The following is a 24,680-nucleotide window of genomic DNA, read 5'->3' on the forward strand; positions in this document are numbered from 1 at the left end:
CTGCTCCCGAAGGCGGACATCATCCGGCCCGCTTGGCATGTCCGTTGAGGGCCAATAGCCGTCTTATGCCGACTTATCGCCATACCTCGTGGCAGATGCAGACTGCAACCTCAGCGCTGCAGAAGCGACAATCCGAGATATCAGTGCCATTGAGGGATATTGCGCCGAAAAATTTAATATCCCAGGGTAGTAGTTGCTTAATCTTCACAATCTAGCGTCGACCACACAACGAGGCCTGGTATGAAGCTTTTGTCCGTCGTGTTTCTTGTTGGCCTGAGCGGGACGGCCCTGGCTCAACAAGAGGCTGTCGAAGTCGGTAAAGCGATGGCCGAGCAGCTCAAGCCTTACAGGGAATGCCTCAAGGCCGAAGTCGCCAAAGCAGCGTCCAAGGAGCAAGCTCAACTTATCGTTCAGGAAGCGTGCGCAGATTTACGCCTCGGCATCAGATCCAAGCTCATAGCAACCGTCCACCAGATACTGAATCCTGTCCCCCCGTCTTTCAACCCTGACGCAGCTGCTGATGGTGCATTGAAGATGACGCAAGTAGGGGCCTATTACGACTATACCGGCGAGGTTCGCGCTTTTCACCAGAGGCTTAAAAATCAAGCCGACGAACGCAAGCAAACGCGTCCTTGAGAAATCAGGGGCAATACCAAAGTCGGCTTTGGGTCAAAAGGCGAAGTTTCTTCGTAATCAGAGCGTGTCTGCTTTCGCCTCCAAAGCGGACCTAGACAGCACCACCTAACTTCGGGACTTCCGCCATCCTGCTGCCCGCGCATCTGCCTCGGAGCAAAACCATCGCTCGCCTGAAAACCAGTTAATCCGAGTTTGAGCGTAATACTCCTGCCCCGGTGAGTGATAGATGCGCTCGCCCGTGTTCTTGCTGATGTTGCCCTTGATGGAGCAGCCGACGAGGATTGGGCCGAACTCCGTCGCCGCGATGATGCCGCCGACGGCCGCTAAGCCGATGATCGTCGGGAACATGCCGCGAGACCTTGGAATGATGCGCTCCCGCAGAATGGCTCTTGATCTCGTTGAGTTCGAACCATCATCCAAAATCATTAAGCAACTAAATCTCCATTTCATCGCCTTTTATGAGAAGCTTCCGGTCCCATGTGCAACCTCTATTCCATCACGACAAACCAAGAAGCCATCCGCGCGCTCTTTCGCGTGATGAACCGTTACGTCGGCAACCTGCCGCCGATGCCGGGCGTGTTTCCCGATTATCCCGCACCGGTCGTTCGCAATGCAGGCACCGAGCGCGAGCTGGTCCTGATGCGCTGGGGGATGCCCCCACCGCCGCGCACAGGCGGGCCGCCGGTGACCAATATCCGCAACACCTCCTCACCGCATTGGCGAGGCTGGCTGAAGGCGGAGAGCCGCTGCCTAGTGCCGTTCAACAGCTTTGCGGAGTATGCGCCGGAGCCGAACCCGGAGACCAAGAAAAAGGACGTCGTTTGGTTCGCGATCAATGACGATCGGCCGCTGATTTGTTTCGCTGGCATCTGGACTGAGTTTAAGGGCGATCGCGGAACTAAGTCGAAGCCAATTCCGGGGCCGCACGATGTCTACGGCTTTCTCACCACGTCGCCGAACGCTGTCGTCGAACCGATCCATCCGAAGGCCATGCCAGTGATCCTGCAGACAGACGAGGAGCGTGATGTTTGGATGCGGGCGCCGTGGGATGAGGCCAAAGCGCTGCAGCGACCGTTGCCCGACGCTGTGCTCAGGGTCGTGCTGCGGGGGACCGAGAAGGAAGATCGGGCGGCGGCATAGTGCCATGGTTCGGGAGGTGATGCACTTCACCGATCCCGTTGCGACGGTACTCGCCTCACCGCGCAGTGCAGCAAAGACGAGCGAATTTTTAGACTCTCTGAATTCATCAGTGGGCCATAGCAGCCGAGGCGCTGGATAAGTGTGTGGTACTTACCATTCATGATCTGGATACATCAACCGATCAGCCGTAATCTCCAGAGGCTCGCTCCCGCAGGATAAAAGCACACCAACGCGCTAACGATCAGCGCAGAGCGGAGCCCGCTGCAAAATATCAAAATATGGAGGAGGAGATCTCATGTGGGAGACATACCTGGGTCCCCTCTGGAATGCACTCCGGGCAAGCTGGTCCGAGGTCCTAGAGGTCGGGTCTAAGGTTGCCAATGGCGAATGGTTTATCGCTATCGCCGGCGGCATAATAAGCAGCCTTCTATCAATAGGTCTGGTGAGCATGCGTGTGCCGAAACTTGGCATTTCGAAAAGCATTGCGCTGACGCCAAAGGGCTCGCGTGTTGTCGCGCGTATCAAGGTGATAAACAGAAGACGGCGATGGTTTGTCTTGAGCGGGGATGCGCTCGCGAGTAAAGCTGCATTGTACCTCGTGAAACGTGGCCCAGAAGAAGAGCAAGAGATCACGACCGAAGTGGAACTTGTCCGCAGCCAAGTGGACGTGATCCCACATAGAAGATTTTTTCGAAGAACCTCCCGGAGCGAATTTGTGTTCTCGGTAGCAAAAGACTACGGCGACCTTCCAAACCGCTTTGCAGCACCCGAATGGCATTACATAAGATTTCAAATAACTTCTAAAGATAGTTTCTCAAACTATGAGCGGGTGTACGTACAACGATATCACAAATCCGCATCCGGTTCGGCGGCGAGATGCGCGCCGTTTGTGGAGGGCGACTTTAGGGCTGGCGATCTGGAGATCATACCGATCCGCGCCAAACGCCGTGATGGAGCCGATCCATCCGAAGGCGACGGATGAGGAGCGCGACCTGTGGATGCGTGCATCTTGGCATGAGGCCAAGGCGCGGCCATTGCCCGACGATGCGATCAGGATCGTTGGGAACAGTTAGGCCGCTTCGTGCCTTACCTCCCATTGGAGGTGCTCATGGCAACAACAAAACCAGCATGGAAGCGTCCCGGCTCGCCGATCGGCAAGCAACTGCGCTCGCTTACAGAAGCGAACACGCCGACCGGCGTCATCAGTCTCAAAATGCAGCGTCCGCCCGCGTTGATTGCAAGCAAAGCGCAGCGCGAGGGGATTTCTCTAAGGCCGGTAAACCGCTCACCGTATAATCGTCGGAAGACCACGCGGCGCTAATGGCGGGGCGACGGAGCTTCGAGGACTTGACTGATGTCAGGCTCTTCAAGCGCGTCAGCACTCGCGCATGCCCGCCCCGCACTGACAGCCCAGTTCTTTGCCACGCACGGATGGTTTTCGCACTCGCAGCCGATGCCGAGACAGACCTTGTGTCAGTATCGATCATTGAACGGACCGAGCGGGCCTGTTGGCATTGCCGCAGAATTCGACTGTAGCTGCAGGCTTCGCCGTTCGCCGCATCTCATCATGCACGCGATGTTGTCGAACAGTCGTGAGGTGCCGTTAAGTTCGCCAATTTCATCGCCCTCAGTGACAAGTCAGCCCTTCTGTCATTTTTGTCCAGCAAGAACTGCTGAAGGCTTCTTTCATGTCTCAACTACCCGGTTCTTTGCCATTCAACTGTTGCCTATAATGATCAGACAAGCATATGCTTGGTTGTATTGATTTTAGTCGCGGTCCTGAGACATTCCGGGAGGCGCGAGTGCGTAATTGCGGGAATGCCTTTTTCGTCGGCTTTCATTCGCCGAGCCCTCGGGGAAAATCGGGGGTGCCTTTGTGAGCATTACCGAGGAAGTACGCAGGAGCGAGACGGCCAATCATTTGGTCATACTTGTCCACGGAATAAACACTCGCGCATTATGGATGGGAGAGATCAAGCCTGCACTTGAGCGGGAAGGCTTTTCGGTCGGACCAACAAGTTATGGTATGTTTGGAGTTCTGCGCTTCCTATCGCCCTTCACTTGGCTACGAAATAAAGCAATCAAGCGCGTAGTTTCCGATATTCATACGGCTCGTCAATCGCACTGGTTGGCTACTGGGATCGAGCCGAAGTATATGTCCGTAATATCTCATAGCTTCGGAACGCATGTCGTGAGTAAGATACTCACTGATCACCCGGAATTTCGGTGGCACCGGATAATCTTCTGCGGGAGTGTTGTCCGAGATGACTTTAGCCTCAACCAAGTATTACAGCGTTTTCGCCATCCCCTCCTGAATGAAGTCGGAACAAGAGATTTTTGGCCAGCGTTAGCTGAGAGTGTTGGTTGGGGATATGGGTCAGTCGGCTCGACTGGGCTCAATCGCCCCGCCGTCGCGACCCGATGGCACAAGGAATTCAAGCACAGCGATTTTTTCACCGACGAATTTTGCACCGAAAATTGGGTCCCGTTTCTTCGAGATGGAACAATTACTGCTGGCGACAAGCCCACAGACTTACCGCTTTGGATAAGTGCTATTACAAGGCTGCCGTTGCGATGGATCATTCTTGCGGGCGTTGTTACCGCAATCTTCCTGTTTGGAGTGCTGACCCTGTGGTGGGCCACCAAGCAAATAGAGGTTTGGTTACCAACGCATTCCGAAGTCGCGGCCCCCACCACGTCTCCGAAGCGAGAAGCATCGCCCTCAGAACGAAGGAGCCGCGCCAACGATGCAGTAACAGGGGCGCAGGGTCATGCGTCCAATAAGAAGTGGGATGTGGCGATCGACGAATACAATGTTGCCATTGGACACGATCCCACTTATGCCCCGGCATGGGTCGGTCGGGGGCTGGCTCGCCAAGCGAAGGGCGAGTATGCCATTGCTATTGGCGACTTGAGTGAAGCAATTCGATTGGATCCGACTTCAGCGGATTACTACAACCTGCGCGGCGCTTGCTACAAGTTGAGTGGTGACGACGCGCGAGCTATTGCCGATTACAGCGAGGCCATCAAACTGAAGAAAGACGGAGCGTTCTACTATAACAGAGGTGCTGCCTATTTTGCGCAGAAGAAGTTTGAGGAAGCCGAGCGCGATCTCACCGACAGTCTGCAATCGACGTCTGCTGATTACGGGGATTATACTGCCGAGGCAAAAGCCCTGCTTGAGCATACAAGAAAGGAGCGTTCGCTAGTAAAATTGATCGCCTGCAACGGGCTCACCGAACAAATGTGGGTAAATCTGGCGGGTTATAGCGAAGCAAACGCGGATCACATCACCTTCGAAGTGCTTTGGGATCTGGCACCAGGAAGTTGTGAAGACGTCGGGCGTTTTGTAAGAGACAAGGGCGTTTGGGTGATTGTTAATGCACTACCTTCACAGCAGCGCTTCCGGGCCGCGGCCAATGACGCATCAGCAAAGAGCTTCTGCACCGATAACTTCGGATCTACCCAAGTTCCTTATCCCAGTGGCACTTGTCCAACCAATTGGAACCTTCAAAAATTCTACAAACTAAATATTAAATCAAACGCAAATGTGCATACTTCGCGACTGCCGCACGACTGAAGTGACGCTCTCTCCATAGTCACGAGAAGCAATAACTCGCATGGTCTGTTGCCACCAAAGCGAAGGTTTTAGGGTTGGGAGTTAGATCGTTGCACCGGGCACGCCGATCCCAACGATGCTTGCTCTCGCAATCGCGCCGCCTAATCATGCGCACTATGTGACAGCGACGCGTCACCCCCGTGATTTCATTTCTGCCAAAAACGCGCGAGCAAGACGGCGTCCCGACCGATGCCTATCCGCTCGATGAGGCGGTGGCCGACGGCTATCTCGTGCCGCCGAAAGCGGTCTCGGTACCGCTGAAGATCGTGCGTTCTGGACTGCGCTACGATGACCTGAGCGATGAGGAAAAAGACCAATGGGACATGCTCGAATGGGGCGAAGACGAAATCCCCGACAGCATCGACGCGGCCGAAGTCAATAAGCGCCTGTTCAACACCGACACTGTCGATCTCGTCATCGCGCATCTCATGACCAACGGGCTCAAAGTCGAGGGCGGCGACAGGCTCGGCAAGACGATCATCTTTGCCAAGAACCAAGCGCACGCACTGTTCATCGAAGCTCGATTTAACGCAGCGTACCCTAATCTCGCCGGGCACTTCGCGCGTGTTATCACCTACGAGCGGGGCATATGCACAGACTCTAATCGATGATTTCTCGAAGAAGACCAAACCGCCCCACATCGCCATCTCGGTCGATATGCTCGACACCGGCATTGACGTGCCGGAAGTGGTGAATCTTGTTTTCTTTAAGCAGGTCCGGTCAAAGACCAAGTTCTGGCAGATGATGGGCCGTGGTACGCGGCTCTGCCCCGACCTTTTCGGGCCGGGCCAGGACAAGGAATTCTTCCGTGTCTTTGACTATTGCCAGAACCTAGAGTTCTTCGGGGCCAATCCGGAGTTGAAGGAGGCTGGCGCAGCAAAATCACTGTCAGAACGGCTGTTCGCGGCAAGACTCGATCTCGTGCGTGCTTTGGACGAGAAGAGCGGAACACTGGATGGACGCTCCGAACCCGCTCGGGAGCCCCATCAATCTGGTGGCAGCGGCGATCCGCCGAACGAAGCAGAAATTCGCGAAGACGCGGTGAAGACCTTGCAGGACACCGTCAGCAGCCTGAACCTCGACAATTTCATCGTTCGTCAGCATCGCCGTGCCGTCGAAAAATACCGAGAACCTGATGCATGGCAGTCGATTGATGATGAAAGGCGCAAGGAATTGGTCGACGAGATCGCGCCGCTGCCATCTGCAAAGGGCTTTGGAACTGAGGAAGCGAAGCGCTTTGATCTCCTGATGTTTTCGTTGCAGCTCGCGCTGCTCAAGGGATCAAAGCGCTTCGACACGCTACGCAAGCAACTGATGGAAATCGCGTCAGCGTTGGAAGATCAGATGGGCATTCCGACCATTGCCCATCAGGCGGAGCTCATCGAAGAGATTCAAACCGAGCAGTGGTGGGAAGGCATCACGGTCCCGTTGCTGGAACTTGTACGGCTGCGGCTGCGTGACCTTGTTCAGCATATCGAGAAGTCGAAAAAGGTGGTCGTCTATTCGGACTTCACTGACGAAATCGGTGTTGGTGTCGAACATGAATTGCCGCAGGTTGGCGAAGCTGATTTCGCGCGCTTCAAGCTAAAGGCGCGGCATTTTCTGAGAGCACATGAGAATCACATCGTCCTTCATAAACTACGGCAGGGAAAGCCGCTCACCCCGACCGATCTGACCGAATTGGAAAAGATGTTGCTGGATGCCGGTATCGGTGAAGCCGGCGACATCAAGCGAGCGCGGGAGACAAGTCAGCGTTTCGGTCGCTTCGTCCGCTCACTTGTCGGGCTCGATCGTGCAGCGGTGAATGAGGCCTTCAGCGACTTCCTTTCGTCGGGAACGGCGACGGCGACCCAAATCGAGTTCATCAACATGGTGATCGAGCACCTGACGGATCAAGGTGTGATAGAGCCGGCGCTGCTCTACGAGCCGCCGTTTACCGATATTGCGCCGACGGGGCCGGACCAGGTGTTCGACGAGGAGCGCGTGGCCCGACTGTTCGCGCGGATTCAGGCGATCAACGACAGTGCGGTGGCGTAGGGCGAACTTTGCATGTCGCCCATTTCAAGTTATCACGCTTCCACGCGCCACCATTTTACGGCTCGCGGTGTGTTACCTTGTCACTTTTCGACGACAATTTCATAGCTATTATGAGCTACGAAATCTGCTCGATTGGCGCACGCAAAGTTTCCTCCATACGAACAAGTGTGTCGATCAGCTGATCCTGCAGCGCCGGCCATTCTGCTTCGGGGCTTCGCCATCCCCCGATTGTGTCCTCACATATACGACATCCGATCTTGCCGGGGAGTTCCTGCCAATCCAGCGGACCTCCAAACTTACCTTCAAGGGCCTCGCGCTGAGCATACAGCTGCTTAAACGCGGCGAGGCTCGCCTGCTCTCCTTCCTTTAAACGAATGTAACATTCCACCCGGCTTCGGTCTTCCGTCAGAGAGATGTTGAGGCTGAACCCGGTCCGACCGATGCCTGCAGAGAGCCAATGGTCAGTCGAGGCGTTTCGATTTGCCAACAGTTGGGTTTTGCCGAGCGACCTGTCTATTAGTTGCGACCAAAACCGTTTGAATATCTCTTGTCGGGCGGTTTTTACCTTTCGGATTTCCCGGCTCTGTTCGCGTATCTTTATCTCGTAATTCGAAGCCTCGGGCAGAGGCACAATCTGTGTTGCATCAATTAAGATCTTTCCGTCTAGCTTGTACGGCTTCAGACGAACGCACGTGATATCAAGGCCACTCTTATTTAGCCACATAACTGAGGTGATGAGTTCATCAGAAAAATTTGAGGCCGCAAGAATAATTTTCACATCGTCCGAAAGCTCTGCCTCAGCGAGTGTGTTTAAGTCTAAAAACTCCAAAATCTCACTTTTGGCTTTTTCCTGATCGCCACCCAAAAACCGGGAATGTGCGTTCACTGCTTGATCTAGCGTCATGCTCGACACCATAGCTGCATAGCGAATGGCTTGAAGCTCCATATGCCCACCGTCTTCGGTCCGTTTAAGTTCGACCACGACCAATTGGGCTTCGTTGGAAATACAGAGGATATCTATCCGGCGCGAGCTATCTTCCCAATCTGAGAACTCATCACACACCACCATCATGTCGGGGCCCAGCGCCGCGATGTGTTGCTTTAAAAGATTTTGGAGGTGTTTTCTCTCAAGGATGGCTTCCTGCGCATAAGAGGTCTCTGGCACAGCTTCGAGCTTATCTTGATTGATAGTGAACAGGGGCATCGGCCGACCTCAAAACTATTGCGCACATCAACGCACGCTCCAGCACGGACTAGAGGGCGAGCGAGATTGATGTTTCACTAATCGCGAATCCCAGAAAAGTGGTTTAGACAACGTAACGTGAATATGCCGTGCGCCACGTCTGACGCTCCATCAAGAAGGACTTCAAGTGAAGCCCGCACAGACACGGCTCTCCCCCAAACCTTAACACCTTCTTAATGGCCCTTTTTGACCCCTGGATATTTCTAAGGTCGGTCTCGCGAAGCGAGATGGGGGCGGCCTGTCCATGCTCCCCGGGGGGTAAATTTGCGCCGTTCCGACTGATGCCCGACTGAGAGCCCTGCCCAACGCGGCTATGGCACGCGGCCGATCCTGGTCGCGCTGATCATAGACGCGAGGCAAGGCATGAAACGTGATCTCTGCGCTGAGGTATCAGCGCGCATAATTGCAGAGCTAGAAGCCGACGCCGCCCCCTGGGTTAAACCCTGGAGCACGACGGCGGGCCCGAATACCCCGTGCAACGCCGTGAGCAACCGGCCCTACTCGGGCTGCAATATCGTCCTACTTTGGATGGCGCAGGCCGCTGGCTACCGCTTGCCGCGCTTTCTGACGTTTAAGCAGGCTTTGGAGTTGGGTGGCAACGTCCGCAAGGGCGAGCGCGGCACCAAGGTCTATTTCGTCAAGCAACTGCAGGTCCGCGACCAAGGCGCGGACGATAGCTCTTCAGCGCGCCTGATCCCCATGATGCGCGAGTACACTGTTTTCAACCTCGACCAATGCGAAAACCTTCCCGATCGCGTCAACACAGCACCACCAATTCGCGTTCGTAATCCCGACGCGCGCGACGAACTTGCAGACGCGTTCTTGCGCTCAACGGGCGCCGACATCCGCGAAGGCCATGGCGAGGCTTTCTACATCCCCAGCCGAGATTTTATTTCGATGCCGGCATTCGCCGGCTTCAAGGGCGCGGATCACTTCTACAATGTGGCGTTCCACGAGTTGACCCACTGGACGGGACACAAGGCGCGCCTTGATCGCGATCTGAAGAACCGGTTCGGCTCTCGCAACTACGCCGCCGAAGAGCTGATTGCGGAGCTGGGTGCGGCCTTCCTCTGCGCGGAGTTTGGTTTTGACGGCGACGTCAGGAACGCGGGCTATATCGCCACCTGGATTGAACTGCTGAAGGCCGACAAGCGCGCGTTCTTTACGGCGTGCAGCCACGCATCCAAGGCCGCGGAATACCTGCGTGGCTTGGCCCTTGCCGGACCCGCTGAAAGGGCAGCGTAATGGGCCTACGGGTTGCCACCGGCGGGCAGCGCTCACACCCGTCTCGTGAGCCGCTCTTCGACGTACACCCCCAAACGGGCGCCAGTATCGAAGTGTTCTACGCCGATCGCTCGCTAGAGACGTTCGGCAGGCGCGGGGCTGGCTGGTTCTGGTGGCCTCGATGGCGCGGCTATCCCCCATCACGCCCGGCCGCTGGGCCCTTCCCCACGAGCTACGCCGCCTATCGGCACGCGATGGGGACCCGTTTGGGGACTGAAGAGGTGACGTTGATGCGTTGCTCAGAAAAGTCAGGAGGTTAGGCAAGCTGTATGGCGGAGAGGGAGGGATTCGCACCCTGATCCTCAAGGGCGGCGCGGCGGACAGGATCAACGCCAAGATGGTCCAGCTTGAGGGCAGGAAGGCCGAGCTTGAGCAGCAGCTCACCGATGCAGAGGCGCCGCCGCCGCAGCGGAAGGATAAAACTGCTAAGACAGCACGATGAGTACATTGAACCACTCCAGAGCGGAGAGAAAGGAACGAACGAGCAGGCTACGTATCAGGCCCCAATCTCTCTCCTCCGCCCCTGTGCAATCGAACCCTTCAATCCAGGTCAGGTCGCGCTCTCGAAAGTCGACTCCTTGACCGGCGTCCTCGCACACGCGCCCTTCAAGTCCTCATTCGCCCAAGCATCCGATGCTCATGCCGAAGCTAGGCAAACAGTGCCTCGCGTAAGGTCTTGGAATATCTAAGGATCGTATTCAAATCCTTGGGCGCAGACGGCCAAGAATGTGGTACGAAGCGTGGTACGGAAGGAAAGCAGAAAGCAGAAGGCGCAAAAACTACGCGATTTGCTTGGTAGCGGGAGAGGGACTCGAACCCCCGACCCCAGGATTATGATTCCCGTGCTCTAACCAGCTGAGCTACCCCGCCACGGCATCGCGGTGGCGGCAGGCAATGCCGCGGTCGCGAACGCGCGGCATATAAGGAGCGGGTCGACGACCTGTCAAGCAAAGCGAGCCGTCCGGGCAAGCATCTGCAAAATTGCGCTATTTCGGCCGGATTGACGGGTCGCCGCCGGGAGTGCCGGGCGGCGGAATCACCGGCGTCTTGCCATCTTCTGGCGTGGGCGCATGGATTTCGGGATCAACCCCCGGGGGCGGACACAATACGCCCTCCGAGCGGGCCAGCTTGTCGCCGAGCGGCTCGGTCCGCTGACCGGTGGTCGTTCCTTCCCGCGCTTTTCCCTCCGGAACCGTCGCGCCGGAATTCGGCGCCGGCTGCATCGGGGCGCAATTGACATTGGCGGCGCGGTCAGGCGATGGCGGTGCGGTCTGGGCGGGCGGCGTCGTAGGGCTGGGCGGAGCCTGAGCGCCCGCCATACTCGTAGCCGCCATCAACACACATGAAAGAAGAAGTGCCCGGTGCATTGCCATGCCGGGAAAACGGTTCGCGCACGCGGAGGTTCCGCAGTCAGTTCGCCGCTTTTTTGTTTGACGCGTTTTCTTGAGCGAAAACGCTATGCGCTTCACGATTTCCGAAAACGGATCAGGGAAAAATGTCCCATCGGCGGCATCGGCCGCCGCTCGGTCAAGGTGACGCCGCCATGTTTGGCGGCCCAGTTGGTCAGGCGTTCCCACGGAAATTCCGGCCGCCAGCCCAGCCGCCGCGCCAGTGGCGCGAACGCCAGTTCGAACGCGCGGCGCGGACCGGTTTCGGCGCCGATGTGATTGACCAGGATGAGTTCGCCGCCGGGTTTCAGCACGCGGATGAAATCATCCAGCGTGCGTTCCGGATCCGGCACCGCCGTGATGACATATTGCGCCACCACCGCATCGAAGAACGAATCCGGAAACGCCAGGTTCTTGGCGTCCATCACCGCAAGCGCTTCGACATTGGTCAGGCCGAACTCGCGCACGCGCTTGAGCGCCCGCCGCAGCATCGGCTCGGAAATGTCGACGCCACACAATTTCGTGTTGCGCGAATATTCTGACAGCGACAGCCCGGTACCGACGCCGACGTCGAGAACACGTCCGCCGATCTTGTCAGCCTCAGCGATGGTCGATCGGCGGCCCTCGTCGAACACCTTGCCGAAAACCAGATCGTAGACCGGCGCCCAGCGCCCATAAGCTTTTTCGACCCCCTCGCGGTCGATGTCCCCAGCCATTCCCTCTGCCCCGATTTTTTCTTAAGTGCGCATCACTTCGGCGAGCGGCGCGGCTTTTTCCTGCGCCCCTCCCCTTATCACCGGATGGCGTGCGGTCGCGCTCTTGATGAATCCGCCGCCGAGCACGCGCGCCTGTCCCGCAGGCGCATCGTAGAACACGCAGGCCTGGCCAGGCGATACGCCCTCCTCGCCGGCAACGAGTTCGACCTCATAACCGCCATCGACCGCGCGCAGCCAGGCCGGCTGCGGCGCGCGCGTCGAGCGCACGCGCACGAACATCTCGATGCCGTCGCCGATGACGTCGTCGAGCAGACCGTCGCCGATCCAGTTGACGTCGCGCAGCAGGATGCGATCCATCCGCAACGCCTCGCGCGGTCCCACCACGACGCGGCGGCTGGTGGCATCGAGCTTGACGACATAGAGCGGCGCGCCGGCGGGAATGCCCAGTCCCTTGCGCTGGCCGACGGTGAAATGAACGATGCCTTGATGGCGGCCGATGGTGCGGCCCTCGAGATCGACGATGTCGCCGGGCTCGATTGCGCCGGGCTTGAGGCGGCCGATGACGTCGGTGTAGCGCCCGGTCGGCACGAAGCAGATGTCCTGGCTGTCCTGCTTTTCGGCGACTTCGAGGCCGAAGCGCCGCGCCAGCTCGCGCGTCTGCGGCTTGGTCATGTCGCCGAGCGGAAAGCGTAAGTAATCGAGCTGCTCGCGTGTGGTCGCGAACAGGAAATAGCTCTGGTCGCGATCGGAATCCGCGGCGCAGACCAGTGCGCGCGATCCGCCGGCAAGGCGGCGCGAGGCGACATAGTGTCCGGTCGCGAGCGCCTGCGCGCCGAGTTCACGCGCGGTCGCCAAGAGATCGCGAAACTTGATGGAGCGGTTGCACTCGATGCAGGGCACCGGCGTTTCGCCGAGCGCGTAGCTGTCGGCGAAATTGTCGATCACGGATTCGCGGAAGCGGCTTTCGTAGTCGAGCACGTAATGCGGAATGCCGATCCGCTCTGCCACGTTGCGGGCGTCGTGGATGTCCCGTCCCGCGCAGCAGGCCCCCTTGCGATGGGTGGCAGCGCCGTGGTCGTAAAGCTGCAGCGTGATCCCGACCACGTCATAGCCTTCGGACTTCAGCAAGGCAGCCGTCACCGAGGAATCGACGCCGCCGGACATGGCGACCACGATCCGCGTGTCCTGCGGACGGCCTTCGAGATCCAAACTGTTTCGCATGCCAGGGGTCATCGACTTCAATCGCGAACGCGCCATGGCGGTTCGCGGCCAGAGTTTAAAAAGCCTTTATGTATAAGGCCTTAGGGCATCATTCGGCCATACCGGGCCGGATCGGACTTAGCTCTTTAATATAGGCCGTATTCCCGTGAAGCAATCAGCCGATCCCCATTTTGGAGCGTGTCCAGGACGGCAAATCTTGCCGCCGGGCAGAAAAGGCGGCCGTGGTCACGCTCAACAAGCAGACCGCTATCCTTTTAAGTATTTGAAATAACAAAATATTTTTTTACCGAAGCGGCTGGCCCGCTCTTTGCTGAATGGTAGCCGAGAGCTCAGCGCGAGGGTTACCGTGGTTAGTGTCACGTCAGAAGTATCGGCAAATGCATCTTTCCAGAGCGCGGCGGCGAGGTCCGCACGGCCGGATTCCGATCCGCCCGCCCGAAACGACAGCTTCGCGTCGCTGGTCGATAGCAACACGGCCGCAAGCCACAACGACCGCGCGCAGGACGCAGCGCCCTCCCCGCGCCGCTCCGACGACGCGCAATCAGCTTCCGACAACCGTTCGCGCGACAGCGCCGCCGCATCCGACAAGGCCGACAAGGCCGCGCGCAACGATTCGAATAATCGCGACGCGGCGGCCAAGATCCGCGACGACAAGACACGGAACGACAAGACACGCGACGCCGGCAAGGTCGACACCGACACCACCAACGTCGATGCCGAGACCAAGCCCGCCAAGATCGGCCGCGCCAAATCGAAGTCCGACGCACCGAAGTCCGAGAAGGCGTCGTCCGACGAAGCGACGCAGGCGTCTTCCGGCAACGCCTCACCAGCGACCGATCAGGCTGAACTGGCGCAGGATGGAACGGCCGTTGTAACGGCCGACGCGATTGCCGCCGCCATCCCTGCTGCCGCAACGCCGCCGGCGACGACGGCCTCCACCGCACCCGCGACCGATAAGGCGACCGCGCCGCTTGCCATCGCGGCGGCTGCGATCGCAGCCTCCGCTTCGCTCGCCGCCGAGACCGCGCCAGCCGGTCCCGCCGGTGAAAGCGCCGAAGCGACCGCCACCACGACCACGAACGCTGCGCAAGGGGACGGTACCAAGACCAATGCGCAGGGCATCGGCCAGGCCGTCAGCGCCCAAGCCACATCCGCCGACCCGTCCGTCACAACCGGCATCGCTCAGGCCGCTTCGGTGGTTGCAGCGACTCCCGCCGCCACCAAATCAGCCGTGCCGCTCAAGAGCCCGGATCTCGCCCGAAAAGGCGCCACGACAATCGTGGAGCAGGTCGCAACCACCGACGCCATCGCACCCACAGCGCCTGCCGCTGATACCATCGTGCCCGCCGTCACGCCGACTACCGAAGCCGCAGGCAAGTTGAGAACCGAGAATGGCATCGCCGAGACCGTGAAGGCCGACGCCTCGGGCAACTCCATCGTGTCGTCGGCCGCCAACGCCAACGCGCATTTTGCCGCCCCGGATGTCGTCGGCCAGACGCCGGTCAACGCGTCCGGCAACGGCCTGCAGGCCGCCGGCACGATCCATACGCAGCAACTGGCCGCTTCCACCACGACGGCGGCTGCCGCTACCCAACTCACCGCCACGGCGGCCACAAGCGCGGCAGTGCCGGTGAGCGGGCTTGCGATGGAAATCGCCGCTTCTGCCAAGAGCGGCAAGACCCGCTTCGAAATCCGGCTCGATCCCGCTGAACTCGGCCGCATCGACGTCCGCATCGATGTCGATCGCCACGGCCAGGTGACGTCGCATCTGACCGTCGAACGGCCGGAAACGCTGTCGATGCTGCGTCAGGACGCCAACCAGTTGCAGCGCGCACTCGACAACGCCGGCCTCTCGACCGGCAACGGCGGCCTGCAGTTCAGCCTGCGCGACCAGTCTTCGCAGGGCCAGAACGACGGCAACCAGTCCAATCCAAACGCACATCGCCTCGTCGTCAGCGAGGAAGACAACGTGCCGGCCGTGGTCGCCGGCCGCAGCTATGGTCGCATGCTCGGTTCGAGCGGCGGCGTCGATATCAGGGTTTAAGGAGATCGCCATGGCAGTCGATGCAGCAACCATGCCGACAACGGTCGTCTCGGCGCCGGGAACCGGCACTGCGACGAGCAACAACACCGCGTCGGAGAGGACGACGGGAATCGCGGATAATTTCCAGACCTTCCTGACGCTGCTGACGACGCAGTTGCAGCACCAGAACCCGCTCGATCCGCTCGACACCAACCAGTTCACCCAGCAGCTCGTGCAGTTCGCCGGCATCGAGCAGCAGCTCAAGCAGAACGAGCAGTTGAAGGCGCTGGTGGAGATCGAGAAGAGCGCCCAGGCGACGCAGGCGCTGGTCTATGTCGGCAATACCGTCTCCGTCGACGGCAGCAAGGCGCAGTTCGACAAATCTGCGACCTGGAATTTCAATTCCGAGAAAGACACCAGCGCGACGATCACGATCACCAATTCGGCGGGACAGACGGCCTATACCGGCAACTATACGCTGAAGAAGGGCGGCTCCAGTTTCGTCTGGGACGGCAAGGGCAATGACGGCGTGCAGTGGCCGGCCGGCACTTACACCTTGACCGCCACGGGCAAGGACAGTTCGGGCAACAACGTCGCGATTTCCACCGAAGTTCAGGGCATCGTCGACTCGGTTGATCTCAGCGCCTCCCCGCCGCTGCTGTCGATCGGCGGCCAGAGCTACACCACCGACAAGATCAAGCGCGTGGTCCGTCCGACCTCTTCCACCTAAGCCCGGCCCACTCGCCTCAGTTGATCCACCGTTCCCGGCCCGGCAATCCCTGATTGTACGCGAAAGCGTCACAGAGAACCGGGCCGGAGCCATTTTCGGTCATTTTCAAGGAGATTCGTATTGAAGCCGTAGGCTTAGGCAAATTTTAAGCCGAGGGGCGTAGGTTACCATGGTGAGTTCAGTGGTTGAGAGTTTGTGAGTACGCCATGACAGAACCCCATCGCCCGAGGGTGAAATACGTCATCGGGCCTGACGGCAGTCCGTTAACAATTGCTGACCTGCCCGCGCCAGGCACCAAACGGTGGGTGATCCGCCGCAAAGCCGAAGTCGTTGCCGCGGTCCGCGGTGGTCTGCTCTCCCTCGAGGAGGCCTGCAGCCGCTATACGCTGACCGTCGACGAATTCCTGTCGTGGCAGTTTTCCATCGATCAGCATGGCCTGGCAGGCTTGCGGACCACCCGGATCCAGCAATATCGCCAGTAAATTCTCGCAAACCCAAAGATTTGATGAAAACCGGCTTCGTTTACGAAGCCGGTTTTTTTCATGCCGGAACTATTCGCGGCGGCTTTAAGGGTTGTTAACCATATGGAAACCATCCCCTAGGCAATAATTGCCCAGTCGGTCCCTCGGGCCGAATCCCTGGGGGCGGTTGGTGCAAAGTCTCGTTGCTTTCCTGAAAGGCCTGGGCGCAGCGCGGCTGATGGCCATGGTTGCGGTGACGACCGCGCTGATCGGCTTCTTCGCCTTCGTCATCATGCGCGTCACCACGCCGCAGATGACTACCCTGTTCACCGACCTCTCCTTTGAAGATTCCTCCAGCATCATCAAGGATCTTGAACGCCAGGCCATTCCCTTCGAGCTGCGCAACGAAGGCGCGGTCATCATGGTCCCGAAGGACAAGGTCACGCGGCTGCGGATGAAGCTGGCCGAAAGCAACCTGCCCAAGGGCGGTGGCGTTGGCTACGAGATTTTCGACAAGTCCGACGCGCTGGGCACCACGAGCTTCGTCCAGAACATCAACCATCTGCGCGCGCTGGAGGGCGAACTTGCCCGCACCATCCGCGCCATCGACCGCATCCAGGCCGCCCGCGTCCATCTGGTGCTGCCGGAACGGCCGCTGTTCGCCCGCGAGGCGCCGGAGCCGTCGGCTTCGATCGTGGTGCGGGTGCGCGGCAGCCTCGAACCCCCGCAGATCCGCGCCATCCGTCACGTCGTCGCCTCCGCCGTCAACGGGCTGAAGCCGCAGCGGGTGTCGATCGTCGACGAAGCCGGCCGGTTGCTGGCCGACGGCGCCGGCAAGGACCCCGAGATCGCCGTCGGCGACGAGCGCCGCACCGCCTTCGAGAAGCGCATGCGCAACGAAGTCGAGGCGATCGTCTCCTCGGTGGTTGGCCAGGGCCGCGCCCGCGTCCAGCTCACCGCCGACTTCGACTACAACAAGATCACCCAGACTTCCGACAAGTTCGATCCCGAGGGCCGCGTACTGCGCTCCACCCAGACCCGCGAGGAATCATCCCTCACTGCCGAGAACAACGGCCAGGTAACGGTCAACAACGAACTGCCCGGCAATCAAACCAACACCACCACACCGGCAGCCCGCGACCAGAGCAAGAAGAGCGAGGAGACCAACAACTACGAGATTTCCCGCACCACCAAGACCGAGGTCACCGAGGCCGGACGGGTCAACCGGATCTCGGTCGCGGTGCTGGTCGATGGCGCCTACACCAAGAACGAAAAAGGCGAAATGGTCTATCAGGACCGCAGCAAGGAGCAGCTCGACCGCATCGCCACGCTGGTGCGCTCGGCGATCGGCTTCGATCAAAAGCGGGGCGATCAGGTCGAGGTCGTCAATCTCCGCTTTGCCGAAGCGCCCTCCGTGCCACCGGTCGTCGAGCCGGGCGGGTTTCTCGGCATGCTGCAGTTCACCAAGGACGACGTCATGTACGTCATCGAGCTCGGTGTCATGATGCTGCTCGGTCTCGTGGTGCTGTTCCTGGTGATCCGTCCGCTGGTCAAGCGCATCCTGGCTGCCGAAGTCGTTCCCGCGCCGACCGAACCGACGCTCGCATTGATCGAGGGCAGCGGTCCAAACGGAGAGCTCGGGCCCAATCAGGCCCTGATCGCCGGCACCAGCGGCACCGCCCAGTTGATCGACGTCGCGCAGGTCCAGGGCCAGGTCCACGCCCAGGCCGTGCACAGGGTCGGCGAACTGGCCGAACGTAATCCGAACGAGACCGCCTCCATTGTTCGCCAATGGTTGAGCGAACCCGCCGAGAGCTGACATGGCCGCCGTACCGCAAACCTCAAACGCCAACGACATCACCACCGTCATCTCGGCGCTGGCGAGCCGTCAGAGCAACCGGCCCAAAAGCAAGCCGTTGAGCGGCCCGAAGCGCGCCGCCATCCTGATGCTGGCGCTGGGCGAGCAATATGGCGGCAAGGTGTGGTCGCTGCTCGACGACGACGAGGTGCGCGAACTGTCGATCCACATGTCGACGCTCGGCACCGTCGAGGCCGATGTCGTGGAAGACCTGCTGCTCGAATTCGTCTCGCGGATGTCGGCCTCCGGCGCCCTGATGGGCACCTTCGACGCCACTGAACGGCTATTGCAGCAATATCTGCCCTCCGAGCGCGTCAGCGGCATCATGGATGAAATTCGCGGCCCCGCCGGCCGCAACATGTGGGAGAAGCTCTCCAACGTGCAGGAAGAGGTGCTCGCCAACTACCTCAAGAACGAATACCCGCAGACCATCGCGGTGGTGCTGTCGAAGCTGAAGCCCGAGCACGCCGCGCGCGTGCTGGCGATCCTGCCCGAGGACCTCGCGCTCGATGTGGTCGGCCGCATGCTGAAGATGGAAGCCGTCCAGAAAGAAGTCATCGAGCGCGTCGAGCAGACGCTGCGCACCGAATTCATGTCCAACCTGTCGCAGACCCGCCGCCGCGACGCCCACGAGGTGATGGCCGAAATCTTCAACAATTTCGACCGCCAGACCGAGACCCGCTTCATCACCTCGCTGGAAGAGGAAAACCGCGAATCCGCCGAGCGCATCAAGGCGCTGATGTTCACCTTCGACGACCTGATCAAGCTCGATTCCGCCTCGGCCCAGACGCTGATGCGCAACGTCGACAAGGACAAGCTCGGCATCGCGCTCAAGAGCGCCAATGAGGAGGTGCGCGCCTTCTTCCTCGGCAACATGTCCTCGCGCGCCGGCAAGATGCTGCTGGACGACATGGCCGCGATGGGACCGGTGCGGCTGCGCGACGTCGACGAGGCGCAGGCGCTGCTCGTCAACCTCGCCAAGGATATGGCCGCCAGGGGTGAAATCACCCTGACCAAGAACCGCGCCGACGACGAATTGGTGTACTGATGGCCGCGCCCGCAAAATTCCTGTTCGACACCGACTTCGCAGCGCCCGACAGGACGCGCGAGCGTGCCGCCACGGCCGCCGAGATCGCGCAGAAGGTCGCGGAGGCCGAGGCACGCGCCTACCGCGCCGGCTATGAAGCAGCCCAGCACGAGGCCAAAGTCGAGAGCGACCGCCGCTCGGCGCTGGCGCTGGAAGAGATCGGCATCGCCATCAGAGGCATCGCTACGCGTTTCTCCGGCATCGAGGCCAGGATGGAAACCGAGGCTGTCGAAGTCGCGGTCGCGGTGGCACGCAAGCTGTGTAGCGAACTGATCGGCCGCGAACCGCTCGGCGAGATCATGGCGCTGGTCAGCGACTGCTTCTCGCATCTGGTCGCCACCCCGCATCTCGTCGTCCGCATCAACGACCAGCTCTACGAGGCCGCCCGTGAGAAGATCGAACGTCAGGCGGCCCAAAACGGCTTCGAGGGCCGGCTCGTGATCCTGGCCGAGCCCGGCGTCGCCACCGGCGACTGCCGGATCGAATGGGCCGACGGCGGCGTCGTGCTGGAGCGCGCGGCCATCGAAGCGAAGATCAGCGAACTCGTCGGGCGCTATCTGGCGTCCCGCGATCAGGCCGCAATGTGACGGCCATGAGGACTGAACCATGAGTGACACCGACGCACAGGTACCGCTACCCGATCTCAACGCCGCGGATGCGCCGCCGGTCGACGATCTCGCCTACAACGAGGACGAACAGGCCTCGCGCATCGCAGCCGACCTCGAGGCCGTATTCGACGTGCCCGTGCAGGTCTCGGCCGTGCTCGGCCGCTCCAAGATGGACGTCGGCGAGCTGTTGAAGCTCGGACCCGGCACCGTGCTCGAACTCGACCGCCGCGTCGGCGAAGCCATCGACATCTACGTCAACAACCGCTTGGTGGCGCGTGGCGAAGTCGTGCTGGTCGAAGACAAGCTCGGCGTGACCATGACGGAAATCATCAAGGCGGAACGCAACTAACAATTTTGGCGATACGCGCGTGAGGCGCGAACAGACGGACAGGAGACAGACATGCGGCTTCTCATCGTTGGCACATTGAAGGGCCAGCTCACGACCGCCACCAAGATCGCGATGGAAAACGGGGCTTCGGTGACCCATGCCGACGCGACCGAACAGGCGATGGCCGTGCTGCGCGGCGGCAAGGGTGCCGACCTGCTGCTGGTCGACGTCGCCCTCGACATCCGCGACCTGGTGATGCGGCTGGAAGCCGAACATATTCACGTGCCGATCGTGGCCTGCGGCATCTCCAACGATGCCCGCGCCGCGGTCGCCGCGATCCACGCCGGCGCCAAGGAATACATCCCGCTGCCGCCGGACCCGGAACTGATCGCCGCCGTGCTTGCTGCCGTCGCCAATGACTCGCGTGATCTGGTCTATCGCGATGAAGCCATGGGCAAGGTGATCAAGCTGGCGCAGCAGATCGCGGGCTCCGACGCCTCCGTGATGATCACCGGCGAATCCGGAACCGGCAAGGAAGTGCTGGCGCGTTATGTCCACACCCGCTCGACCCGCGCCAAGCGGGCGTTCATCTCGATCAATTGCGCGGCAATTCCCGAGCACCTGCTGGAATCCGAACTGTTCGGCCACGAGAAGGGCGCCTTCACCGGCGCGGTCGCCCGCCGCATCGGCAAGTTCGAGGAAGCCACTGGCGGCACGCTGCTGCTCGACGAAATCTCGGAAATGGACGTGCGGCTGCAATCCAAACTGTTGCGCGCGATCCAGGAACGCGTGATCGACCGCGTCGGCGGCACCAAGCCGGTGCCGGTCGACATCCGCATCATTGCGACCTCGAACCGCAACCTCGCAGACGCCGTGCGCGAAGGCTCCTTCCGCGAGGATCTGCTGTTCCGCCTCAACGTCGTCAACCTGAAGATCCCGCCGCTGCGTGACCGTCCGGCCGACATCCTCGAGCTGGCGCAGCACTTTGCCAAGAAATACGCCGACGCCAACGGCGTGCCGCTGCGCCCCATTTCCGCCGATGCGCGGCGGGTACTGACATCAAACCGCTGGCAGGGCAACGTTCGCGAGCTGGAAAACACCATCCACCGTTCGGTGCTGATGGCGCAAGGGGACGAGATTGGGCCTGAGGCCATCCTGACCCCCGATGGCGACCGCCTCGACCTCGCCAAGACCGCGCCTGCCGTGGCCCACGCCACCTTTGCCGCCGAACAGGTGACCCGTGCTCTCGTCGGCCGCACCGTTGCGGACGTGGAACGCGACCTGATCCTGGAGACGCTGAAGCACTGCCTCGGCAATCGCACCCATGCCGCCAACATCCTCGGCATCTCGATCCGCACGCTGCGCAACAAGCTGAACGAATATGCCGACGGCGGGATACCGATTACGCCGGCAGGCGCGGGCGAGCACCAGCGGTTTGTGACGGCGGGCTAGGCGCCGCTGCCGTCATTGCGAGCGTAGCGAAGCAATCCATAGCGCTACAAGTGGAGAGGTGGATTTGCTTCGCTATGCTCGCAATGACGCTGAAAGCGCGGAATAACTCGGCGCATCCGGCTTGCGGAAAATGTGGATGGGATCCCCGGGCTGCAGGTCGCGCCCGGTGAAAACAGCATAGGCATACAGCGCGAGATAGGCGATCGCGATCGCGCCGACGCCGTAAAATACCCAAGTAGCCAATCGCTTCATCAGATCGCCGTACCGCATTTAAGTCATCGGCCGAGGCTAACATAGCGCGCGGTGCCGGCCCAGCCTCTATCCCGCCGCCACCTTTTGCGCCGGCGCGACATTGATCGCGAGCTTGCCGTAGCGATCCGTAAAGGCCTCGGTGTCGATCTCCTCGAGCTGGATCGCCCCGCTTATCACGCCTTGCTTCCAGGCGTCGTGTTCGGGGTCGTTCTGGAATTCGGGCATCACCTCTTTGGCGAACAGTTCCAGCGACTCGCAGATGTGCTCATGGGTATTCTTGCCCGCCTGATTGAGCAGGATCACCTGGTCGATGTGGGAAGAGCGGAAACGTCTTAGCTTTTTGCGGATGGTTTCCGGCGACCCGATCAGGCCGCCGCGCAGCGCCGCCTCCTGCGCCTCGGGATTTTCACGCTTCCATTTGTTGTACTCGTCCCACATGTTGACGGCGCCTGGGTCGGGACGCTGGCGGTTCTGCGAGGCGCCGTAGTAGCGCAGCGCGAACTGGAAGAAGGTGGCGCCGTCGGCACGGGCACGGGCCTCCTCGTCGGTCCTGGCGCACATGAAGAACGAGACCAGCGCCATGTTCGGATTGATGTCGTAGTCCGCGAGTTTCTTCAGCCGCTTGGTGATCGCATTGTAATAGGCATGCACCCAGGCATGCGCCGCTTCAGCGCTGACGAACTGGAAGCCGAGCGCGCCAAAACCGTTCTGGCCGGCGCGTTCGATGGTCGGGAGCTGCGAGCACGCCATCCACAGCGGCGGATGCGGCTTCTGAACGGGCTTGGGCACCACATTGCGCAAGGGGATGTCGAAATACTTGCCGTGATGCTCGGTGCCGACCTTGGTGAACATCGGGAAGATCGCCTGAACCGCCTCCTCGAACACCTCGCGCTTGGTCTCCATGTTGCGGCCGAACGGCGTCAGTTCGGTGATGGAGGCACTCTCGCCCATGCCGAATTCGCAGCGGCCGTTGCTGAGCAAATCAAGCACCGCGACCCGCTCGGCGACGCGCGCGGGATGGTTGGTCGTGAGCTGGAAAATGCCGTGGCCAAGCCGGATATTTTTGGTGCGCTGGCTGGCGGCGGCGAGAAAGGATTCTGGCGCGGGCGAGTGCGAATATTCTTCCAGGAAATGATGTTCGACCACCCAGGCGTAGTCATAGCCGAGCCGGTCGGCGGTCTCGAGTTGCGTCAGCGCATTTTGGTAGAGCCGGAGCTCGTCGCCCTCTTCCCAGGGGCGCGGCAGTTGCAGCTCGTAAAAGATGCCGAATTTCATGACGCCTCCCAAGACGGTTTGTTCAAGACCGTTTGTTGTTTTCGGGAAGTGTATTCTCCGCAAATCACAAGTCTAGCCTTGGTCGCGAAATGGCAATTCCGCGTCACGGAAGCTGTCTTGCATGGAACGCGCGAATGGTTAGCTTTACAGTCCGTTGAGTCGCGGCCTTCCGCCCGCTCTTCTCTCCATCTGGACCCCATGACCACCTTTACGCCGCATCAGGATTCCGCGCTGAAGGCCGTCGCCGAATGGCTGAAGGCCAAGCCGGGCCGCAACGGCACGCCGCCGGTGTTCCGCCTGTTCGGCTATGCCGGCACCGGCAAGACCACATTGGCGCGGCACATCGCCGAGGGCGTCGACGGCGAGGTGAAATATGCCGCCTTCACCGGCAAGGCGGCGCTGGTGATGCGCAACAAGGGTTGCGACAACGCCTCCACCATCCACTCGCTGATCTATCGCGCCAAGGAATCCGGCGTCGAGCAGCCGAGCTTTGAGTTGTGGGACGACGCGCCGGCTTCGAAGGCGAAGCTGATCGTGATCGACGAATGTTCGATGGTCGACGCCGAACTCGGCCGCGACCTGATGTCGTTCGACTGTCCACTGCTCGTGCTCGGCGACCCCGCGCAGTTGCCGCCGATCCAGGGCGGCGGCTTCTTCACCAGTTGCGAGCCCGACGCGATGCTGACGGAGGTGCACCGGCAGGCGCAGGACGATCCGATCGTGCGGATGTCGATGGACATTCGCGAGGGCCGCGAGCTCGAAATCGGCCGCCACGGCGAGAGTGAAGTGGTGCCGCGCAGCGAGCTCGATCCCGACCGCGTCATGAGGGCGGACCAGGTACTGGTCGGCCGCAACAACACCCGCCGTGCCTACAACATGCGGATACGGCAGAAGCAGAGCATCGAGGATCCCCTGCCGGTCGCCGGTGACAAGCTGGTGTGCCTGCGCAACAATCGCAAGAAGGGCTTGTTCAACGGCGGGCTGTGGCGGGTGAAGTCGCGCACCCAGCCGCGATCGAAATCACAGATACTGAGCATGCGGCTGTCGCCTGACGAAGAGTTCGGCCACAAGGTCACCAAGGTTTCAGTACGCCATGATTGCTTCCAGGGCGGCATCGAGGCGATCCCGTGGGAGCAGCGCAAACCCTATGACGAGTTCGACTATGGCTACGTGGTCGTCCGTGAAGAATTCCCAAGCCGTTGATTTGGAATCCTGAAACGGCGTTTTGCCGTAAGTGGATTTGCCGGAAAGCGGGGCTTTGGAGCGGGATTCCTTGCAAACTTGATTTGTGATTCACTCGCCCCCAGAACCGGCATTGGCGA

Annotated in this window: 24 protein-coding genes, 1 tRNA gene and 1 pseudogene; 18 read left to right on the plus strand and 8 right to left on the minus strand. The window is 60.3% G+C overall.

Going from position 1 to position 24,680, the window contains the following annotated elements; all coding sequences use genetic code 11:
* Positions 1 to 240 precede the first annotated feature (240 nt).
* The gene (locus tag CQ13_RS34025) at positions 241 to 636 is read left to right on the plus strand and encodes a hypothetical protein (protein ID WP_057847171.1); all 396 of its coding nucleotides are present in this window, start codon (positions 241 to 243) and stop codon (positions 634 to 636) included.
* A 105-nt stretch (positions 637 to 741) separates the two neighbouring features.
* Here the strand turns inward: CQ13_RS34025 and CQ13_RS34030 are convergent, their stop codons facing one another.
* Positions 742 to 984: a sunset domain-containing protein gene (locus CQ13_RS34030; RefSeq protein ID WP_057847172.1), complete on the minus strand. Its 243-nt coding sequence runs from the start codon at positions 982 to 984 to the stop codon at positions 742 to 744.
* A gap of 129 nt (positions 985 to 1,113) precedes the next feature.
* Between CQ13_RS34030 and CQ13_RS34035 the strand changes: the two genes are divergently transcribed.
* From CQ13_RS34035 to CQ13_RS34055, 6 genes are all read left to right on the plus strand, one after another.
* A complete protein-coding gene (locus CQ13_RS34035; protein WP_057847173.1) occupies positions 1,114 to 1,776 on the plus strand; it encodes an SOS response-associated peptidase in 663 nt (220 codons plus the stop codon).
* A 295-nt stretch (positions 1,777 to 2,071) separates the two neighbouring features.
* The gene (locus tag CQ13_RS43745; RefSeq protein ID WP_156434071.1) at positions 2,072 to 2,758 is read left to right on the plus strand and encodes a hypothetical protein; all 687 of its coding nucleotides are present in this window, start codon (positions 2,072 to 2,074) and stop codon (positions 2,756 to 2,758) included.
* Positions 2,759 to 2,884: 126 nt separating this feature from the next.
* Positions 2,885 to 3,097 (plus strand): hypothetical protein, encoded by a 213-nt coding sequence (locus CQ13_RS41915; protein ID WP_156434072.1) that lies wholly within the window; start codon positions 2,885 to 2,887, stop codon positions 3,095 to 3,097.
* Between the two features lie 642 nt (positions 3,098 to 3,739).
* Positions 3,740 to 5,356: a tetratricopeptide repeat protein gene (locus CQ13_RS43750; protein WP_156434073.1), complete on the plus strand. Its 1,617-nt coding sequence runs from the start codon at positions 3,740 to 3,742 to the stop codon at positions 5,354 to 5,356.
* A gap of 179 nt (positions 5,357 to 5,535) precedes the next feature.
* Positions 5,536 to 6,006, plus strand: a complete 471-nt coding sequence (locus CQ13_RS46080) for a hypothetical protein (protein WP_057847176.1) — start codon at positions 5,536 to 5,538, stop codon at positions 6,004 to 6,006.
* A complete protein-coding gene (locus tag CQ13_RS34055) occupies positions 5,960 to 7,432 on the plus strand; it encodes a type I restriction-modification enzyme R subunit C-terminal domain-containing protein (protein ID WP_245309511.1) in 1,473 nt (490 codons plus the stop codon). Before CQ13_RS46080 ends, CQ13_RS34055 begins: the two co-directional genes overlap by 47 nt.
* A gap of 115 nt (positions 7,433 to 7,547) precedes the next feature.
* Here CQ13_RS34055 and CQ13_RS34060 read toward each other — a convergent pair whose 3' ends face one another.
* Entirely contained in the window at positions 7,548 to 8,636 is a 1,089-nt protein-coding gene (locus CQ13_RS34060) for a DUF4268 domain-containing protein (RefSeq protein ID WP_057847178.1), read from the minus strand.
* A gap of 402 nt (positions 8,637 to 9,038) precedes the next feature.
* Here CQ13_RS34060 and CQ13_RS34065 point away from each other — a divergent pair, with 402 nt between their 5' ends.
* Positions 9,039 to 9,920, plus strand: a complete 882-nt coding sequence (locus CQ13_RS34065; protein ID WP_063800214.1) for an ArdC family protein — start codon at positions 9,039 to 9,041, stop codon at positions 9,918 to 9,920.
* A gap of 274 nt (positions 9,921 to 10,194) precedes the next feature.
* The gene (locus CQ13_RS34070; protein ID WP_057847180.1) at positions 10,195 to 10,401 is read left to right on the plus strand and encodes a hypothetical protein; all 207 of its coding nucleotides are present in this window, start codon (positions 10,195 to 10,197) and stop codon (positions 10,399 to 10,401) included.
* A 351-nt stretch (positions 10,402 to 10,752) separates the two neighbouring features.
* On the opposite strand, the gene CQ13_RS34075 is transcribed toward CQ13_RS34070, so the two are convergent.
* The 4 genes from CQ13_RS34075 to mnmA all read right to left on the minus strand — a co-directional run bounded on the left by CQ13_RS34075 (position 10,753) and on the right by mnmA (position 13,284).
* Positions 10,753 to 10,829 (minus strand) — tRNA-Met (locus CQ13_RS34075).
* A gap of 116 nt (positions 10,830 to 10,945) precedes the next feature.
* Positions 10,946 to 11,332, minus strand: coding sequence for a hypothetical protein (locus CQ13_RS34080; protein ID WP_057847189.1), 387 nt, complete (start codon positions 11,330 to 11,332; stop codon positions 10,946 to 10,948).
* A gap of 92 nt (positions 11,333 to 11,424) precedes the next feature.
* The gene (locus CQ13_RS34085; protein ID WP_057847181.1) at positions 11,425 to 12,063 is read right to left on the minus strand and encodes a class I SAM-dependent methyltransferase; all 639 of its coding nucleotides are present in this window, start codon (positions 12,061 to 12,063) and stop codon (positions 11,425 to 11,427) included.
* A 21-nt stretch (positions 12,064 to 12,084) separates the two neighbouring features.
* Positions 12,085 to 13,284 (minus strand): tRNA 2-thiouridine(34) synthase MnmA, encoded by a 1,200-nt coding sequence (gene mnmA / locus CQ13_RS34090; protein WP_082637810.1) that lies wholly within the window; start codon positions 13,282 to 13,284, stop codon positions 12,085 to 12,087.
* A 346-nt stretch (positions 13,285 to 13,630) separates the two neighbouring features.
* On the opposite strand from mnmA, the gene CQ13_RS34095 reads away from it, so the two are divergent.
* The 8 genes from CQ13_RS34095 (at position 13,631) to flbD (ending at position 21,831) form a co-directional block, all read left to right on the plus strand.
* On the plus strand, positions 13,631 to 15,328 hold the full coding sequence (locus CQ13_RS34095; RefSeq protein WP_057847182.1) for a flagellar hook-length control protein FliK: 1,698 nt from the start codon (positions 13,631 to 13,633) through the stop codon (positions 15,326 to 15,328).
* A 10-nt stretch (positions 15,329 to 15,338) separates the two neighbouring features.
* Positions 15,339 to 16,037, plus strand: a complete 699-nt coding sequence (locus CQ13_RS34100; protein ID WP_057847183.1) for a flagellar hook assembly protein FlgD — start codon at positions 15,339 to 15,341, stop codon at positions 16,035 to 16,037.
* 206 nt (positions 16,038 to 16,243) lie between these two features.
* Positions 16,244 to 16,519, plus strand: a complete 276-nt coding sequence (sciP, locus tag CQ13_RS34105) for a CtrA inhibitor SciP (RefSeq protein WP_002714638.1) — start codon at positions 16,244 to 16,246, stop codon at positions 16,517 to 16,519.
* A 169-nt stretch (positions 16,520 to 16,688) separates the two neighbouring features.
* Positions 16,689 to 18,317, plus strand: a complete 1,629-nt coding sequence (gene fliF / locus CQ13_RS34110) for a flagellar basal-body MS-ring/collar protein FliF (RefSeq protein WP_057847191.1) — start codon at positions 16,689 to 16,691, stop codon at positions 18,315 to 18,317.
* Between the two features lies 1 nt (position 18,318).
* Positions 18,319 to 19,404 (plus strand): flagellar motor switch protein FliG, encoded by a 1,086-nt coding sequence (fliG, locus tag CQ13_RS34115; RefSeq protein WP_057847184.1) that lies wholly within the window; start codon positions 18,319 to 18,321, stop codon positions 19,402 to 19,404.
* On the plus strand, positions 19,404 to 20,030 hold the full coding sequence (locus CQ13_RS34120) for a FliH/SctL family protein (protein WP_057847185.1): 627 nt from the start codon (positions 19,404 to 19,406) through the stop codon (positions 20,028 to 20,030). Before fliG ends, CQ13_RS34120 begins: the two co-directional genes overlap by 1 nt.
* Before the next feature lie 19 nt (positions 20,031 to 20,049).
* Entirely contained in the window at positions 20,050 to 20,400 is a 351-nt protein-coding gene (gene fliN / locus CQ13_RS34125; RefSeq protein WP_057847186.1) for a flagellar motor switch protein FliN, read from the plus strand.
* 51 nt (positions 20,401 to 20,451) lie between these two features.
* Positions 20,452 to 21,831, plus strand: a complete 1,380-nt coding sequence (flbD, locus tag CQ13_RS34130) for a sigma-54-dependent transcriptional regulator FlbD (RefSeq protein ID WP_057847187.1) — start codon at positions 20,452 to 20,454, stop codon at positions 21,829 to 21,831.
* A gap of 72 nt (positions 21,832 to 21,903) precedes the next feature.
* On the opposite strand, the gene CQ13_RS34135 is transcribed toward flbD, so the two are convergent.
* Together CQ13_RS34135 and CQ13_RS34140 are read right to left on the minus strand one after the other, a co-directional pair.
* A complete protein-coding gene (locus tag CQ13_RS34135) occupies positions 21,904 to 22,083 on the minus strand; it encodes a hypothetical protein (RefSeq protein ID WP_057847192.1) in 180 nt (59 codons plus the stop codon).
* A 66-nt stretch (positions 22,084 to 22,149) separates the two neighbouring features.
* A complete protein-coding gene (locus CQ13_RS34140; protein ID WP_057847188.1) occupies positions 22,150 to 23,358 on the minus strand; it encodes an LLM class flavin-dependent oxidoreductase in 1,209 nt (402 codons plus the stop codon).
* 198 nt (positions 23,359 to 23,556) lie between these two features.
* Here CQ13_RS34140 and CQ13_RS34145 point away from each other — a divergent pair.
* Positions 23,557 to 24,534 (plus strand): annotated as a pseudogene (locus tag CQ13_RS34145) (ATP-dependent DNA helicase); the annotation flags it as partial.
* Positions 24,535 to 24,680: the final 146 nt, after the last annotated feature.

The organism is Bradyrhizobium retamae (assembly GCF_001440415.1).
GTDB classification, from domain to species: Bacteria; Pseudomonadota; Alphaproteobacteria; order Rhizobiales; family Xanthobacteraceae; genus Bradyrhizobium; species Bradyrhizobium retamae.

Excerpts from the sequence above, each read along its gene's own strand:
- CQ13_RS34025 (WP_057847171.1), top strand. The coding sequence starts at position 241 with ATGAAGCTTTTGTCCGTCGTGTTTCTTGTTGGCCTGAGCGGGACGGCC.
- CQ13_RS34030 (WP_057847172.1), bottom strand. The coding sequence starts at position 984 with ATGTTCCCGACGATCATCGGCTTAGCGGCCGTCGGCGGCATCATCGCG.
- CQ13_RS34035 (WP_057847173.1), top strand. The coding sequence starts at position 1,114 with ATGTGCAACCTCTATTCCATCACGACAAACCAAGAAGCCATCCGCGCG.
- CQ13_RS43745 (WP_156434071.1), top strand. The coding sequence starts at position 2,072 with ATGTGGGAGACATACCTGGGTCCCCTCTGGAATGCACTCCGGGCAAGC.
- CQ13_RS41915 (WP_156434072.1), top strand. The coding sequence starts at position 2,885 with ATGGCAACAACAAAACCAGCATGGAAGCGTCCCGGCTCGCCGATCGGC.
- CQ13_RS43750 (WP_156434073.1), top strand. The coding sequence starts at position 3,740 with ATGGGAGAGATCAAGCCTGCACTTGAGCGGGAAGGCTTTTCGGTCGGA.
- CQ13_RS34060 (WP_057847178.1), bottom strand. The coding sequence starts at position 8,636 with ATGCCCCTGTTCACTATCAATCAAGATAAGCTCGAAGCTGTGCCAGAG.
- CQ13_RS34065 (WP_063800214.1), top strand. The coding sequence starts at position 9,039 with ATGAAACGTGATCTCTGCGCTGAGGTATCAGCGCGCATAATTGCAGAG.
- CQ13_RS34080 (WP_057847189.1), bottom strand. The coding sequence starts at position 11,332 with ATGGCAATGCACCGGGCACTTCTTCTTTCATGTGTGTTGATGGCGGCT.
- CQ13_RS34085 (WP_057847181.1), bottom strand. The coding sequence starts at position 12,063 with ATGGCTGGGGACATCGACCGCGAGGGGGTCGAAAAAGCTTATGGGCGC.
- mnmA (WP_082637810.1), bottom strand. The coding sequence starts at position 13,284 with ATGCGAAACAGTTTGGATCTCGAAGGCCGTCCGCAGGACACGCGGATC.
- CQ13_RS34100 (WP_057847183.1), top strand. The coding sequence starts at position 15,339 with ATGGCAGTCGATGCAGCAACCATGCCGACAACGGTCGTCTCGGCGCCG.
- sciP (WP_002714638.1), top strand. The coding sequence starts at position 16,244 with ATGACAGAACCCCATCGCCCGAGGGTGAAATACGTCATCGGGCCTGAC.
- fliG (WP_057847184.1), top strand. The coding sequence starts at position 18,319 with ATGGCCGCCGTACCGCAAACCTCAAACGCCAACGACATCACCACCGTC.
- CQ13_RS34120 (WP_057847185.1), top strand. The coding sequence starts at position 19,404 with ATGGCCGCGCCCGCAAAATTCCTGTTCGACACCGACTTCGCAGCGCCC.
- fliN (WP_057847186.1), top strand. The coding sequence starts at position 20,050 with ATGAGTGACACCGACGCACAGGTACCGCTACCCGATCTCAACGCCGCG.
- flbD (WP_057847187.1), top strand. The coding sequence starts at position 20,452 with ATGCGGCTTCTCATCGTTGGCACATTGAAGGGCCAGCTCACGACCGCC.
- CQ13_RS34135 (WP_057847192.1), bottom strand. The coding sequence starts at position 22,083 with ATGAAGCGATTGGCTACTTGGGTATTTTACGGCGTCGGCGCGATCGCG.
- CQ13_RS34140 (WP_057847188.1), bottom strand. The coding sequence starts at position 23,358 with ATGAAATTCGGCATCTTTTACGAGCTGCAACTGCCGCGCCCCTGGGAA.